This window comes from Mesorhizobium sp. M0208 (genome assembly GCF_040322015.1).
Taxonomy (GTDB): Bacteria; Pseudomonadota; Alphaproteobacteria; order Rhizobiales; family Rhizobiaceae; genus Mesorhizobium.
Genome location: NZ_JAMYSP010000026.1, coordinates 14,417 through 29,476, shown reverse-complemented (window position 1 = coordinate 29,476; position 15,060 = coordinate 14,417). Strand labels below are relative to the sequence as shown.

Annotated in this window: 14 protein-coding genes; 9 read left to right on the top strand and 5 right to left on the bottom strand. The window is 62.2% G+C overall.

Translation table 11 applies throughout. The annotated features are described in order from the left end of the window. The first annotated feature begins 93 nt into the window (after window positions 1-93). Window positions 94-972 carry a GNAT family N-acetyltransferase gene (locus NKJ17_RS23160; protein ID WP_352507704.1) on the top strand — a complete coding sequence of 293 codons (879 nt, stop codon included), beginning with the start codon at window positions 94-96 and terminating at the stop codon, window positions 970-972. An 86-nt stretch (window positions 973-1,058) separates the two neighbouring features. Here the strand turns inward: NKJ17_RS23160 and NKJ17_RS23155 are convergent, their stop codons facing one another. Genes NKJ17_RS23155 through NKJ17_RS23145 form a run of 3 tightly spaced genes read right to left on the bottom strand, consistent with a single transcriptional unit; the run spans window position 1,059 to window position 4,070 of the window. Beyond that, window positions 1,059-1,898 (bottom strand): ABC transporter ATP-binding protein, encoded by an 840-nt coding sequence (locus NKJ17_RS23155; protein ID WP_352507703.1) that lies wholly within the window; start codon window positions 1,896-1,898, stop codon window positions 1,059-1,061. Beyond that, on the bottom strand, window positions 1,892-2,971 hold the full coding sequence (locus NKJ17_RS23150; protein ID WP_352690090.1) for a FecCD family ABC transporter permease: 1,080 nt from the start codon (window positions 2,969-2,971) through the stop codon (window positions 1,892-1,894). The genes NKJ17_RS23155 and NKJ17_RS23150 overlap by 7 nt, the downstream gene beginning before the upstream one ends. Then, on the bottom strand, window positions 2,961-4,070 hold the full coding sequence (locus NKJ17_RS23145; RefSeq protein WP_352507766.1) for an ABC transporter substrate-binding protein: 1,110 nt from the start codon (window positions 4,068-4,070) through the stop codon (window positions 2,961-2,963). Before NKJ17_RS23145 ends, NKJ17_RS23150 begins: the two co-directional genes overlap by 11 nt. 143 nt (window positions 4,071-4,213) lie before the next feature. Here NKJ17_RS23145 and NKJ17_RS23140 point away from each other — a divergent pair, with 143 nt between their 5' ends. Continuing rightward, entirely contained in the window at window positions 4,214-5,005 is a 792-nt protein-coding gene (locus tag NKJ17_RS23140; protein WP_352507699.1) for a class I SAM-dependent methyltransferase, read from the top strand. Between the two features lie 159 nt (window positions 5,006-5,164). On the opposite strand, the gene NKJ17_RS23135 is transcribed toward NKJ17_RS23140, so the two are convergent. Both NKJ17_RS23135 and NKJ17_RS23130 read right to left on the bottom strand, forming a co-directional pair. Next, window positions 5,165-5,563: a type II toxin-antitoxin system VapC family toxin gene (locus NKJ17_RS23135; RefSeq protein WP_352690088.1), complete on the bottom strand. Its 399-nt coding sequence runs from the start codon at window positions 5,561-5,563 to the stop codon at window positions 5,165-5,167. Continuing rightward, the gene (locus NKJ17_RS23130) at window positions 5,560-5,826 is read right to left on the bottom strand and encodes an AbrB/MazE/SpoVT family DNA-binding domain-containing protein (protein WP_352507697.1); all 267 of its coding nucleotides are present in this window, start codon (window positions 5,824-5,826) and stop codon (window positions 5,560-5,562) included. Before NKJ17_RS23130 ends, NKJ17_RS23135 begins: the two co-directional genes overlap by 4 nt. 526 nt (window positions 5,827-6,352) lie before the next feature. On the opposite strand from NKJ17_RS23130, the gene NKJ17_RS23125 reads away from it, so the two are divergent. From NKJ17_RS23125 to NKJ17_RS23095, 7 genes are all read left to right on the top strand, one after another. Continuing rightward, window positions 6,353-7,192 carry a hypothetical protein gene (locus NKJ17_RS23125; protein WP_352507696.1) on the top strand — a complete coding sequence of 280 codons (840 nt, stop codon included), beginning with the start codon at window positions 6,353-6,355 and terminating at the stop codon, window positions 7,190-7,192. Window positions 7,193-7,324: 132 nt separating this feature from the next. Further along, entirely contained in the window at window positions 7,325-8,371 is a 1,047-nt protein-coding gene (locus NKJ17_RS23120) for an NAD(P)-dependent alcohol dehydrogenase (RefSeq protein ID WP_352507694.1), read from the top strand. Between the two features lie 324 nt (window positions 8,372-8,695). Beyond that, window positions 8,696-9,607 carry a carbohydrate ABC transporter permease gene (locus NKJ17_RS23115; RefSeq protein ID WP_352690086.1) on the top strand — a complete coding sequence of 304 codons (912 nt, stop codon included), beginning with the start codon at window positions 8,696-8,698 and terminating at the stop codon, window positions 9,605-9,607. Continuing rightward, window positions 9,607-10,506 carry a carbohydrate ABC transporter permease gene (locus NKJ17_RS23110; RefSeq protein ID WP_352455511.1) on the top strand — a complete coding sequence of 300 codons (900 nt, stop codon included), beginning with the start codon at window positions 9,607-9,609 and terminating at the stop codon, window positions 10,504-10,506. The genes NKJ17_RS23115 and NKJ17_RS23110 overlap by 1 nt, the downstream gene beginning before the upstream one ends. Window positions 10,507-10,553: 47 nt before the next feature. Further along, window positions 10,554-12,083 (top strand): ABC transporter substrate-binding protein, encoded by a 1,530-nt coding sequence (locus tag NKJ17_RS23105; RefSeq protein WP_352507690.1) that lies wholly within the window; start codon window positions 10,554-10,556, stop codon window positions 12,081-12,083. Window positions 12,084-12,148: 65 nt separating this feature from the next. Next, window positions 12,149-13,675 carry a xylulokinase gene (locus NKJ17_RS23100; RefSeq protein ID WP_352690084.1) on the top strand — a complete coding sequence of 509 codons (1,527 nt, stop codon included), beginning with the start codon at window positions 12,149-12,151 and terminating at the stop codon, window positions 13,673-13,675. Beyond that, the gene (locus NKJ17_RS23095) at window positions 13,668-14,993 is read left to right on the top strand and encodes an iron-containing alcohol dehydrogenase (protein WP_352690082.1); all 1,326 of its coding nucleotides are present in this window, start codon (window positions 13,668-13,670) and stop codon (window positions 14,991-14,993) included. Before NKJ17_RS23100 ends, NKJ17_RS23095 begins: the two co-directional genes overlap by 8 nt. The last annotated feature ends 67 nt before the right edge of the window (window positions 14,994-15,060 follow it).

The window sequence follows — 15,060 nt, the reverse complement described above, 5'->3', positions numbered from 1 at the left end:
ATAATGCTACGGCAAAAGAGGCATGTCGCGACATGGCGATCGATCACAACGTCACACCGCGTGCCTTGCGCATTTGTTGAAGGATCGACTGAGATGCAGAGATCAGTACGCCTGAAATCCTTCGAACTGGTCGCGCGGGACATCAATGATGTCGACGTTGAGCTGCTGCACGCGCTGTCGATCTCAGTCCGCTGGCCTCATCGGCCGAAGGATTGGAACCTACTGCGTCGCGCCGGCCAGGGCATCGTTGCCGTTGATGGTATTGGACGCGTTTTCGGCAGCGCGATGTGGTTTCCTCACGGGGACGACTTCGCCACCATCGGCGTAGTGATCACAACGCCCCGCACGCAAGCGCAAGGAGGCGGCCGGTGGCTCATGGACCTAGTCCTCGAGCAGTGCGGCGATCGCAACTTGGCACTCAATGCTACCCATGCTGCCTATCCTCTTTATGTCTCGCTCGGTTTCACGACCGAGGCGACTGTATACATGCGCCAGGGGGAAGTCCCACCGGTCCTCCCAACAGTGCCGTCCCTGGACGGTCAATTGCAGGCGCTGTCGAGCGACAGGCTGAAGGAGATCACGGCGCTGGATACGCGCGCGTTTGGGACAAACCGCGAGAGGCTGCTCACGTTGCTCGCGGCCGATGCCTCAATCTGCACTTTGAGCCGCGGCAGCGAGATCGTTGGCTATTCCATGTGTCGCGAGTTCGGGCGTGGTCACGTGATCGGCCCGATGGTCGCGGGAAACGATTTCGACGCGGTCCATCTTACAGCCGTGCATCTGAAGGGACTGGCAGGACGATTTGCCCGCGTCGACACCCGCGAGAAGGATGGCGTGTTTGCCGCGTTTCTCCAGCAGTGCGGCCTCGGCATTGCCGAGACCGTTACGACCATGTCCAAGGGGCGCCGCTTTCTGAACCGGGAAGACAATGGGCCTTGGGTCTATGGATTGGCGGGCCACGCCTTGAGTTGAATGCAAGCACGCTCTCGCCTTCAACCAGCGGTCAGAGGACCAGGTCGATCAGTGCGGGCGTCGATCAACCGGCTTAATGGTTGCCGTCACGCGGCCGGAACGGCTGCCGCCTCGAATCTGCTCCGAAGCCCGGATTCGGTCTCCGCTGCCGGCATTATGAGCGTCCGACGCCCATCCGCCACGCCATCCACGATGACATGGCCGATGCCGCGCGAGCACGGCTCGATGCGCGCGTTGAGATGATAAATGTCCCGCAGCAGATGTGAGGTGATGATGTCCCGCGTTGGCCCGCATGCGACCAGCCGGCCGTCCGCGATGACCATTGTCTGATCGCTGAAGCGCAGGGCCTGATTGAGGTCGTGCAGGGCGATCAGCACGACCATGCCTCGCGCCCTGGCAAGTTCCCGCATGAGACCGAGCACTTCCACCTGCCGCGACAGATCGAGTGCTGATGTCGGTTCGTCCATCAGCAGGACCTCCGGCTCGCGCACCAGCGTCTGTGCCAGGCTGGCGAGTTGCCGCTGGCCGCCGGAAAGCTCGCCAATGTTGCGGAAAGCGATGTCGGCGATGCCGAGCGCCGCAAGGGTCTCGTCGATGCGAGCCAGATCATCGTCGCCCACAGACCAGCCCTTACCCTGCTTGCGGGCGAGCAACACTGACTCATAGACGGTGAGCACCGCGTTGGCGGACGTTTCCTGTGGCATGTAGCAGATGCCGCTCGTCCCGCGAATGGCCCCCTCGACATGCATTGCTCCCGGTCCTTGCAGGAGGCCGGCGATGCGCCTGAAGAGCGTCGACTTCCCGGCGGCATTCGGACCGATCACAGCCACAATGTCTCCGCCCTCGAACACTGGCGTCGTCACATCCCGAAGCCGGAGGCTCGTCCCGTAGCGCGCGCCGAGCGCCTCAAGCCGGATCGTCACCATGAGCGCCTCGTGCTGGACAGGATGAGCGAGATGAAGAAGGGGATGCCGATCAGCGAGGTGACGATGCCGATCGGGAAAACCGTCCCCGGGATAAGCGACTTGCTGACGACCGAGCTGGCCGACAGGATGAGCGCGCCCGCGAGGGCCGAGGCGGGCAGGAAGAAGCGTTGGTCCTCGCCGATGACCATGCGCGCGATGTGCGGGCCCACGAGGCCGACAAAACCTATGGTGCCGACGAAGGCGACGGGAATGGCGGCGAGGAGGCTCACCAGGATGAGCGTCTCGAGCCGCAGGCGACCGACTTTGACGCCGAAGCTGGCCGCCTTGTCCTCACCGAGCCTCAACGCCGTCAGCGCCCAGACGCGCCGGGCGAAAATGGGTAAGACTGCGAGGAGAATGAATGTGGTGACCGCAAGCTTAGGCCAGGTGGCCTTGGTGAGGCTGCCCATTGTCCAGAAGACGACTGCCGCCAGCGCTTCCGCCGACGCGAAAAACTGGGCGAGCGCGAGCAGCGCGTTGAAGGTGAAAACCAGCGCGATGCCGAGCAGCACGATGGTCTCCGCGCTGACGCCGCGCTTGACGCTCAGCACATGAATTAGGAAGGCCGCCAGCATCGCCATCACGAAGGCGTTGATCGGCACTACATACTCGACTGCGGCGGGGACAAGCCTCACTCCGAAGGCAAGCGCAAGCGCAGCGCCGAAGCTCGCGGCGGCGGATATGCCGAGCGTGAAGGGGCTCGCCAGCGGGTTATTGAGGATGGTCTGCATCTGCGCGCCGGCCACGGCGAGCGCCGCCCCTACGACAATCGCCATCAGGGCCACCGGCATGCGGATGTCCCAGAGCACCACGCGCACCTGCAGCGGCACGGTGTCGGGGAACACAAGGGCCCGCACGACCTCGCCGAGGTCGTAGCGGGCGGGACCGACCGCAAGGTCGACGCACAGGCTGAAGAGCAGGGCAGCGCCGAGGCCGGCAAGGATCAACTGCCGCCGCCAGACGAGGGCGCGGTAACGCCCTCGTCCATCGGTGCTGTCGAGCGCGGTGCTGACGGCCGTCGATTCAATCGACATCGGTCAGCGAGACCCAGTGGCCGGGCCTGTATGCGATGGGCAGGAATTTCTTGTGCAACTCGCTGAAGGTCACTTCAGGATCAAGGTCGGCGAAAAGATCGGGGTGCAGCCACTTCGCCATCTGCTGGATGGCCACGAACTGATAAGGACTGTTGTAGAACTGATGCCAGATGGCATGCACCGCGCCGTCCTCGACGGCCTTCACGCCGGTCAGCGCCGGCCGCTCGGTCAGCGCCTTCAGCTTGCGCACCGCCTCCGCCTCATCACGGCCGGGGCCGACGCCCACCCAGGCACCGCCCGGTACATAGGCTTCCCACGAGCCGCCGGTGACGATGATCTGATCCGGGTCGGAGGCGATGATCTGTTCGGGATTGAGTGTGCCGAAGGTGCCGGGGATGATGTCCTTGGCGATGTTGTCACCGCCTGCCATCTCAACAAATTTGCCGAAATTGTCGTCGCCGAAGCTCATGCAGCAATCGTCCGAATAGCCGCCGGCGCGTTCGATGAAGACCTTGGGCCTTTCCGGCTTGGCCTTCTCGATTACGTCGGTAACGCGCGCGATCTCGGCGGCGCGCCAGGCGATGAATTCCTCGGCGCGCTCCTCCTTGCCGAACAGCCTGCCAAACAGGCGCATGCTAGGTTCGGTGTTGGTAAAGGGACGCTCGCGGAAATCGACATAAACCAATGGAATGCCGGCAGCGGTGAGCTTCTCGATATACTTGGCGTCTTCCGTGGCCTGCTTCGACTCGATGTTCATCACGATGACGTCGGGCTTGAGCGATATCGCCTGCTCGACGTCGAAAGTGCCGTCCTTGAAACCGCCGAACGTGGGGATATTCGCCATCCTTGGGAATTTTTCCAGATAGGCGGCGTAGCTGTCCGGATCCGCTTGGCTGAAATCCTCGCGCCAGCCAGCGATGCGCTTGAACGGATCCTCGGTCTCGAGCGCCGCGACGAGATAGACCTGCCGGCCCTCACCCAGGATTACCCTCTCGACAGGGACGTTCACCTTGACCTGGCGGCCCGTGATGTCAGTCACTGCAACCATTTCGGCCCTGGCGGCCAGCGTCATCGACAGAGCGACGATAGCGGCCGCCATCGTCGCTGCTGGGATCTTTCCGAAATTCATCGCGCCCTCTCTTGAAATGGATTAGCCAGAGGTGCCTTATTAAAGATGACTTCAATTCTCAAGAAATATCTTTTAGAGCCATTCCAGACTGGTACGACGACAAGGGGTCTGGAATGGCGGGCGAGCCCAATTATTCGCTGCGGGACGAGATACGCGACTATTGGTCGACGCGCGCCGGGACATTCGACCTTTCGGTGGGGCATGAAATCTTCTCACAGCGGGAACGCCTGGCCTGGCACAGGCTGATACTCAAGCACTTGGGGCGCGGGGATGGGCGTCGCGCTCTCGACCTCGCTTGCGGCACCGGGGTCATATCCCATCTCATGCACGACCTGGGTTATGCCGTGACCGGGCTCGATTGGTCAGAGGCCATGCTTGCCCGCGCGCGTGCAAAGGCGACGCAGAGGGAAAGCGGCATCCGGTTTCTGATCGGGGACGCCGAGCGAACCCGTGAAAACGGAGAAAGCTACGACGTCCTCGTCACCCGTCATCTCGTCTGGACGTTGGTGGATCCGCGAGCGGCATTCGCCGAATGGTTCTCGCTGCTCAAGCCTGGCGGACGGCTGCTGATCATTGATGGTGATTGCGTCAGTAAGACCTGGGTAACCTCTCTGCGACAAGTGCTGGAAAGGGCCGTTGGCCGGACGGTCGGGCCGGTCCACAAACTGGATCAGGTGATGGCGGACCGCCATGGCAGCATCCTGTCACGGTTGCACTTTTCGCGTGGCGCCAAAGCGGACGAGGTCTGCGCGCTTCTGGTGGAGGCTGGCTTTGAGATGCCTGTGGTCGACACCCGGCTCGGCGCGATTCATCGCGCGCAGGCACGGCACATGAACTTCCTCAGGGCGCTGGAACGCTCGACGCAGCATCGCTACGCGATCTGCGCGACCAAGTCGGCCTGGTAGTTGGGCAATTCCAACGATTTCCACAATCACCTATCGGCGATCGTCGGCTCTCACCCCGCCATTCTGATCTGACATCCGTACCGCAGACAGAATCCGATTGCTCGCAGTGGTCTCTAAAGACGCGACAGCACAGGGCGAAAGACCACCGCGGAAAGAGACTTAGAAAAGAAGCTGTACGGATTGTCCCTGCGCCGAGAGCAGTTTGACGGCCTTCCGGTCAAACGAGACGAAAATCTCCCCGCCAAGCCAGCCGCCGTCAAAAGCGATCACGCCGTCCGCGAAATCGCCGCCGGCATCGAGGACTGACAGCCCTGCCTCAACTGCCGGCCGGTTGATGACAACATTCGCGGTGTTCAGCAACGCCCGGATCGCCGCGGCAATATTTTCGCGCTCTGTCTGGTACTGCCGGGCCAGAACCCAGGCGAACTCGCACAAGGCCTGCAAGCTCACGGCCACGATGTCCGCTTTGGCCAGCAGGTCGACGGCAATGGCTGCCTGCGCCTCATCATCGGCGACATAGGCGCGCAACAGCACATTCGTGTCGGCCATAACCCTCATTCCTTGCCGGACGCGGCCGCAGCGCCCGCTTCCGCTATCGCCTCGTTGATCTCCTCGATGCTGAGCACCCGGCCGTTCGTCTTGCCTCTGAGGAAGCCGTGGAGGTCCCGGAACGACCCCTTCGCCCGTGCAGCCCTCAATTCCGCCCGACCGTCGGGCAGCAGATCAAGCTCGATCTTCTCGCCCGGTTTGATGCCCAGATGTTGCAGCACGTCCTTGCGGAACGTCACCTGTCCCCTTGTCGTCACTGTCAACGTTGTCATGTTAAACATTTCCTGTTCTCGCGCTATGATAATGCAAATCTGCATTATTATCAATGCAGATGGTCGGGGGCCAAAGCTTGGCGTCCATGCGGCGACTGAATGGCATTGATGCCTTCTAGAAAGCCGTCAGGGATCGTGGATTTGCGCTCGCCCCCTCGTTCGACTGATTCTGATGTTGGCCGAACCGGTTGATCTGCCCTGCGACGTCGGAGTTGTACAGGAGCCCTCTTTGCCGAGCAGATACTCTACGTCGCATTTATTGGCCGTAAGTTGTCAGTCCGCTACATCAAGTTCGAGCCAGAGATCAAGAAGAACGGAGCCCTCGCCCATAGGCGTCTGCCTGCGTGGGTCTGGACGGACTCACTCATGCGCAATATGAATTATGAATGGAGATGAGGCCTGCCGTGGCGCTCACATTTCGTCGCGTCGCTAAGGCAGGTGGCGCTCGTTCAATGCTGCTGCGCCGGGCGGGTTGGCCTTCTGGTCTAACGCCCCGCAGAAGTGTCGATATCAGGGGATCTGGTCAATGACCGACAACAAGCCAGACGTTACCAAGGATTGGCAAGCGACGCAGGGCCAGAAGTCCTCCGCCACGCGTCTTCGCCTTTTCGCCGCACTCTCGTGGATCGTCGCCATTGGCGGCGAGGTCTACGGAATCATGCTGCTTCGCCAGAACAAGTTCGACCAGGCACACCTGCCGCTGGTCATCGGCCTTCTGGTCGGCATCGCGATTTTCGCAATCGCCGGCAACTTGCTGTGGAAGGCGGCCAACAGGCACGATCCGGCCCGTGCATCCGACGCGGCCAGGTTCTTCTTCCAAAACCAGCTCGGCGCAATTATCACGCTGATTGCCTTCCTTCCGCTGGTTTTCTTGATCCTCACCGACAAAAACATGGATCCGCGGACCAAGAAGGTTGCCGGCGGCGTCGGCGCTGCGCTGGCCGTGCTCGCGACGGTCATGGGGATCAGTTTCAAACCCCCGTCGGTCGAGCAGTACACCCAGGATATGAACGCATGCGCGGCCCAGATCAAGTCGGGGCAGCCCACCACCGCCTGTTCGCCCGATGTCGCCGCTCAGGCGCAGGCGATCGCGACGGACACCGCCGCGGTGACGGCGGCGACGCGGGACGCGAGCCACCCCGCCGGTCAGGATGTCGTCTACTGGATCGCGCCGGAAGCCGGAGCCGCGAAGTCCGCCGAGCCGCATGTTTTCCACCTCTGCGCAGGCGTGAGTCCGCTGAAGGGCAAGACCGTGAATAGTGGCTCCGTGACGGAGGCCTACGCACAGAACGCCGTCCGCATCACGAAGCAGATCGATATGGAACAGAAGCAGTGCGGGTTCACCCCCACAACCAGCACCAACTGAACCCGCCTGCGCTCGATGGCGTCTATCGGGGCCACAGCGCCAGCCCGGAGAACAATGATGCATAGATGGACGGTGTGTGTACCCGTAGACGGTTAAAGGCCCCTACGATCGGCTTTAGAGGAGACTACGTCGATGACGAACGCGCGCGCCCTTGTCCTCGAACGCCAACACGAACTCAAGCTGCGTGACATCGATCTGCCACAGACCGTCGGCCCGGGCGAAGTTCGCATCAAGATCCATACCGTGGGCATCTGCGGCTCCGACGTGCACTACTACACCCATGGCCGCATCGGCCCGTTCGTGGTCGAAGCGCCGATGGTCTTGGGCCATGAAGCCGCCGGCACCGTCGTCGAAACGGGGGAAGGCGTCGAGCATCTGAAGGTCGGCGACCGCGTCTGCATGGAGCCGGGTATCCCCGATCCCAATTCGCGGGCAAGCCGGCTCGGCCTCTACAACATCGATCCAGCGGTCAGGTTCTGGGCAACGCCGCCGATCCACGGCGTGCTGACGCCCTATGTCGTGCACCCCGCCAACTACACTTTCAAACTGCCCGACAATGTCAGCTTCGCCGAAGGCGCGATGGTGGAGCCCTTCGCTGTCGGAATGCAGGCGGCGGCCAAAGCGAAGATTGCGCCGGGTGACACCGCGGTGGTGATTGGCGCCGGGCCGATCGGCACGATGGTGGCGATCGCCGCGCTCGCCGGCGGCTGCGCCCGCGCCGTTGTTGCAGATCTCGCCCAACCCAAGCTCGACATTGCCGCCGGCTACCAGGGTGTGATCCCGGTCAACATCCGCGACAAGAGCCTGCCGGCGGAGGTCAAGCGCCTGACCGACGGCTGGGGCACCGACGTCGTCTTTGAATGTTCCGGCTCGACCAAAGCCTGGGAGACGTTGCTCGATCTGCCGCGGCCCGGTGGTACCGTGGTGGTGGTCGGCCTGCCGGTCGCGCCGGTGGCGTTCGACATCGCTACGGCCTCTACCAAGGAAATCCGCATCGAGACGGTGTTCCGATATGCCCACCAGTATGACCGGGCGATCGCACTGATGGGATCGGGCCGGGTCGATCTCAAACCATTGATTTCGGCGACCTTCCCCTTCGAAGATTCCATTGCCGCCTTCGACCGCGCAGTCGAAGCCCGGCCGGCGGACGTAAAGCTTCAGATCCGATTGCCGGATTAGCGAGTTCCAAAGCTCCGGGCTGTCCTCCCGATCGTTCCTTGGGCTGCCAAAGTTGGGGGCGGCCCTGTGCGCTTTTGATGCTGACACAAGGACATTTACCGGCGGCGCTCCCTCCAAGAACAACTCCATACCCGGCGATGACGGCATCCTGTAGGACCACGAGTAAATCCCTTGAGCGCTGAGGGGACCGACACTTGACAAATCGGCGGCCGTCCGACACGTTCTTAACAAAAGACACAACAAACTTACAAAAGTTCAAGTTGGCACAATCTGGCCGATAGGGAGAAGGCCGATGCGTCTCTGTGACCGAGCGGAGATTTGCGCGTGAGCACGCTGACCGTGACCCGCGAAACGCCCAGATGGGCCCTGCCCCGGTTCATGACGGCCGAGCATCCTTTCCCCTGGCTCGCGCCGATCACGGTGATGCTTCTCGTTTTCGGCATCTATCCCCTCGCCTATTCAGTCTGGCTTTCGTTTCACAAACGCAATGTCGTCTCCCGGCAACTTGACTTCGCCGGGCTCCACCAATGGACGCGTGCCTTCTCGGATGCGCGCATGTGGCATTCGCTGGAAACCACGCTGATCTACACCTTCGTCGCGCTTGCGGTTCAGCTTGCGCTCGGCATCCTCATCGCGCTTCTGCTTGACACCGATCGCAAAGGTTACGGCGTGCTGCGGGCGCTGATGACACTGCCGCTGGTGGTGCCGCCTGCGGTAACCGGAATGATGTTCCTGCTGATGCAGGACGGTTCTTTCGGTGTCCTGTCGTTTTACCTGTATGCCCTCGACCTGGTCTCGCCGGCACAGCCGATCCTGACGCAGCCGGGAACCGCATTGGCGGCGATCCTGCTGGCTGACATATGGCAATGGACGCCGTTCATGGTGCTCATCATCCTGGCAGGGCTCAGGGCGCTGCCGAAGGAACCTTTCGAGGCCGCGGCGATCGACGGTGCCAACGGCATCCAGACGTTCTGGCGGCTCACATTGCCGATGCTGCGCAAGGTGATAGCGGTCGCGGTGCTGATCCGCGGCGTCGATCTCTTTCGCATCTACGACTACGTTTACATCATCACCGCTGGCGGGCCAGGCACGGCCACCGAGACGCTTTCATTCTACGCGGGGCGAATCTACTTCACCGGAGACTTCCCCTATGCCGCGACCCTGTCGCTGATCGTGCTCGTCGTCTTGATTGTCGTGTCGAACCTCTTCGTCAGGCTGTTCAAGGTGAGGTTCTGATGGAGTCGTCGCGCGCCCAAACGATCGCCCGTGACGTGCTCGCCGTCCTGGTGGTGGCGATCTTCATGTTCCCGATCGCTTGGTGGGCCCTGTCGTCCATCAAACCCTATTCGGCGATCTTCGATCGCAGCGGACCGGTTTACACCGGTTTCACGCCGACGCCGGACAACTACCGCGTGACGTTGCTTGGCGTTTCGCGCGTCGACATCGGCATGGAACAGGGCGGCGAAGCGGCCGGGGTCATCAAGGGGGGCGCGAGTTCCTACGATTCCCGCCAGTCGTTGCTCGACAGCGCCGTCATAGCCGTCGGATCGACAGCGCTGACGCTGCTGCTGGCAACTCTGGCCGCCTATTGCCTGTCGCGAATGCAGTTCAGCGGCCAGCAGTCCTTTCTGTTCTGGATTCTTTCGCAGCGCTTCATGCCGCCAATCGCGATCGTCATTCCGATCGTTTTCATGTTCCGCGATCTCGGCTTGCGCGATACCTATACGGGGCTCATCCTCGTTCACAGTCTGATCAATCTGCCGCTGGCGGTTTTGCTTTTGAAGTCGTTCTTCGACGACGTCCCGCGCGAGGTCGATGAGGCGGCACTGATCGACGGCGCGACGCGCTGGCAGACGTTCCGGCGCGTGGTCCTTCCTATGGTCAAGGGCGGCATCGCTGCGACGGCTGTGCTGTGTTTCATCTTTTCGTGGACCGAGTTCCTGCTCTCACTGTTCCTAACGACGTCGATCCGCACCGTGCCGGTGAAGATTTCGACCTTTGTCACCTCGACCGCAACCGAGTGGGGCTACATCACAGCGCTCGGCACGTCCGCGATCATACCCAGCTTCATCTTTATCCTGCTGGTTCAACGGCATCTGGTCCGCGGCCTCACCCTCGGGTCCCTGAAGGAGTGAGGCGCAGGCGAGAAGAACGACGACAAAAAAGCAACGGAGGAACGATCATGAGCTTCAGAGAACACGACAAGAAGACATTCGTCGCCGATACCTGCAACGACTTTACGGCGCGCCGAATAACCAAACGCGACTTCATGAGGAAGATGGCGCTCGCCGGTGTCGGCTTTTCTGCCTTCGGATCAGCCATGCTAGGTGGCGGCCGCACCAATCGCGGGATCCTGGGCCTCGGGGTTGAAGAAGCCCGCGCCCAGGACGCCGATATGTTGAAGTGGCTGGCCGATGTCGGCAAACCGTATGCCGGCACCAAAATCCGCTACACTTCGGAAGCGACGCCGCCAACGATCGTCGCCAACCAGCTTGTCGCGGGTGAATTCACCAAGGCAACCGGCATTGAGGTGGAAGTCGAAATCGTGCCGCTGGAGCAGGTTCTCGCCAAGGCGACGCAAGACGTGCAGGGCCAGCTGGGCACGTACGACGTCTATTATCTCGACCAGTCCTGGATGGCGACATTTGCCCAGGATGTCGTCGATCCGCGCGAGTATTATGACCAGAACAAAGACCTGGCGATGCCCAACTTCGACTGGGACGATTTCTCCAAGCCACTGGTCGACGGCATCGCCATGTACAACGGCAAACAGTGCGGAATTCCATTCGATATTCCGATCTTCATCCTGATGTACCGCAAGGATCTTTTCGACAAACACAACATTGCGCTGCCGACAGACCTCGACGCCTACCTCAAGGCCGTGCAGGCGCTCACTGACGCAGAAAAAAGCAACGGCATCTTCGGCACCGCGTGCCAGGCGAAGTCCGGCCACTATTCGCTCGAATGCGACTGGACCTTCGCCTTGTGGGGCCATGGCGGGTCGATCTTCAACAAAGACAAGAAGTTTGTCGGCAATGACGAGCGCGGCGTGGCCGGGCTGCAATTCTATCAGGAGCTGGTCAAGAACTCGCCGCCCTCGGCGACGACATGGACCTGGGACGGCCAGGGACAGGCACTGACACAGGGGCAGGCGGCGATGGCAATCACCTGGGGCGAAGATTTCCCCGGCTTCGACGCCAACGATTCCAAGGTCAAAGGCCTGTTCGAGGCCCTGCCCGCGCCCAAGGAGGTTCCCGGTCGTCGCGCCGCCGCCGATTGCGGCTTCAACGAAATCCCGGCCGTTGGTCACCAGGGCGGCTCGACGATTTCGCTGTCGCAATATTCCAAGAACAAGGAAGCAGCATGGCTGTTCATGCAGTGGGTCTGCTCGAAGGATGTGATGGCGCGGGTATCGACGCTCGGCGGCGGCGCCTCGCCGATGCGCAATTCTTCCTTCACCGATCCTCGCGTGAAGGCGAAGGCCGTCGTCGGGCCTGGAACGACACGCCACTTCGACGCGATCAAATACACGATCGACAACCAGATGGGATCCGAGCCGGACATGCCGATCTGGGCGGATCTGTCGAACAACGACATTCCGGTTGAGCTCGGCAAATTGCTTACGGGCCAAGACTATGGCGGCAATGCCAAGGCGTGCCTCGATGCCATCGCCGGCATTGTCGACGGCAAAGTCAAGGACGCCGGTCTTTAGCGACTCGTCGGTGATTTGGGCGAAGGCGGCTTCCACCGCCCTCGCCCTTTGGCAATGTGGCGGCAATGGTTCCGGATCTCGTCATCGGCATCGATTCCTCGACCTCGGCAACCAAGGCGATCGCCTGGGACCGCAATGGGCTGGCCGTGGCCGAAGGTCGTGCACCGCTTGCAATGTCCAACCCGCGGCCGGGCTATTTCGAGCAGGATCCGGCCGAGTGGTGGGCCTCGACGGTGACGGCGCTTCGCGCTGTCGTAGCAACAGTTTCGCCGGCACGCATTGCCGCCCTTGCGATTGCCAACCAGCGCGAAAGCTTCGGCCTTTTCGACGAGCAGGGCCAGGCGGTCGGGCCGGCGACGCTCTGGCTCGATGAGCGCGCCCGGCAGAAGGCACGCCGCTTCGGCGAGAGTTTCGGCGCGGCACGCGTCCACGCAACATCCGGCAAGCCGCTGGACGTCATTCCTTGCCTTTACCGCATGATCTGGTTTCGCGAGGAAGAGCCCGAGATATTTGCCCGCGTGGAGCGAATGGCCGAAGTCCATGGCTATCTGGTCTTTCGTTTGAGCGGCCGGTGGGTGACATCCACCGCATCCGCCGACCCGATGGGCATACTCGATATGCGAGCTATGGACTGGTCGAACGAAATACTGGACGCCGCGGGCGTGGCGCGAGGAATGATGCCGGACCTGGCGAGGCCCGGCAGCGTTCTGGGCCAACTGACTTCGGAAGCCGCCATACTGACGGGCCTGCGGGAGGGCACGCCGATCGTCGCCGGCGGCGGCGACGGTCAATGCGCCGGAACGGGCGCTGGCGTGTTGCAGCCACGATGCGCTTACATCAATCTCGGCACGGCGGTCGTCTCCGGCAGCTTTGGCACGGACTACGTCCATGACCAGGCCTTCCGCACCGAGACGGCGGTCGCCGATGATGGCTATATCTACGAGACGTGCCTTCGCGCCGGCACTTTTCTCGTCGACTGGATGGCGCGCGAAATGCTTGGCGTCGATCTGCATGGCGCAAGCGGCCTGGCAGCGCTCGAGGCCGAAGCCGCTGCCAGCCCGATCGGCGCAGGCGGCATAATGCTTCTTCCCTACTGGCAGGGCGTCATGGACCCGCACTGGGACAGTACGGCCCGTGGTGTGATTGCCGGGCTGTCCGGCTCGAGCAGCCGCGGCGACATCTATCGTGCCGTGCTGGAAGGTATAGCGCTGCATCAGGCCGCGACAAGTCAGCGGGCGGCCGCAGCCGCCGCCCAGACCATCGGCCAGTTCATAGCCATCGGCGGAGGAGCGAAGTCCGACCTGTGGATGCAGATTCTGGCGGATGCGCTCGATCATCCCATAAAGCGTTCGACGACGGTCGAAGCCTCCTCGCTTGGCGCGGCGATGGCGGCGGCAAAGGGCGTGGGCTGGTTTTCCACCATCGCCGAAGCGTCGCTCGCAATGGCCAGCGAGCCGGCCAAAACCTTCGAACCGGACGCGAAACGGGCCGCGCTCTACGCCGAACTTCTTGCGATCCATGCCGATCTTTGGCCAACGCTGTCAGCCTGGAACCAGCGTCTCGCGGCCTTCATGGAGACCGACCATGGCTGAAACGAGCAACTGGAACGCCTTGATCGAGGACGTTGTCGCAGGACGCTGGACAGATCCCAAGACAGGCGCAGCCGCGGTCCTGCCGTTCCAGACAATCGAATTGCTGGAGACGACGGAGGGCCGCGAGGGGGATCTCGTTGCGCCCCTGGCGCTAGGCAGCCGCATCGCCGTGGTCTCCGACATCAACACGGTCGATGTGATGGGCAGGCGCGTCGCAAAGGCGCTGCGTGCCATCGCCGAAATCGACGAAATCGTGCTGCCTGACGGCCTCGACTGCGATGAGGCAACGATCCAGATGGTCAGGGAGAAGACGCGTCACGCCGAAGGCGTCGTGGCCGTCGGATCCGGCGTCCTCAACGACAGCTGCAAGCATGCAACCTTCCTCGACCAGCGGCCCTATGCCGTCTTCGGCACGGCGGCCTCGATGAATGGCTATGGCGCCTCGACAGCGTCGGTGACGTTGGCTTCAGGGCTCAAGATCTCGCTGCCCTCGCATGCTCCGCGAGGCATCTTCCTGGACCTTGGCGTGTCGGCGGCAGCACCCAGTTGGCTCAGCGCCGCCGGGCTTGGCGACAGCCTGTGCCGCTCCACCGCCCAGATCGACTGGTGGGCTTCGCATCGGCTGTTCGACACTTACTACTCCGAGGTGCCTTATCTGCTTCAGGCGAGGGATGAGGAACCGATGCTGGCCCATGCGCCTGGCCTTGCCAGGCACAACATCACCGCCGTCGGGCATCTCCAGCGCGTCCTGACGCTGTGCTCGATGGGCGTGTGCTTTGCCGGCGTTTCCCATCCCGGGTCCATGGGGGAGCACCAGATCTCCCATTGGGTCGACATGTTCGCGCAAGCACATCATCCCGGCACCACGCACGGCCAGCAGGTCGGGGTTGCCTCTTTGGTCATGGCGCGTCTGCAAGCGCTGCTGCTGGACATGGAAGAGCCGCCGCAGGCAAAGCCAACCGTCATCGACGAGGCGGCGATGCTGGCCCGCTATGGAGCGCAGCTTGGACCACTTTGCATTGCCGAGATGAGGAAGACAGCACTCGACGCCAGCCAGACGGAAATCTTCAACCGGAAATTCGCGGAAATCTGGCCGGCCCTGCGCCAGGAGGTTCGGCCAATGGCAATGCCGGTCGCCCGCATGGAGGCAGCACTGAAGGCTGCGGGGGGGCCGGTCACCGGCGCGGAACTAGGCCTGCCGCGCGCGCTTTGGCACGATGCCATTCGCTATTCGCGGGAAATCCGCGGCCGCTGGTCCTTTGTCAATCTGGCCGCCGATGCAGGACTCTTGGAAGAATTTCTGGACAGCGAATGGTGAGAGCGCATCCGATCGCCAATGGCTCGCATGGCGAAAATGAGATCCAACCGGCAAGGGCAATCGAAGG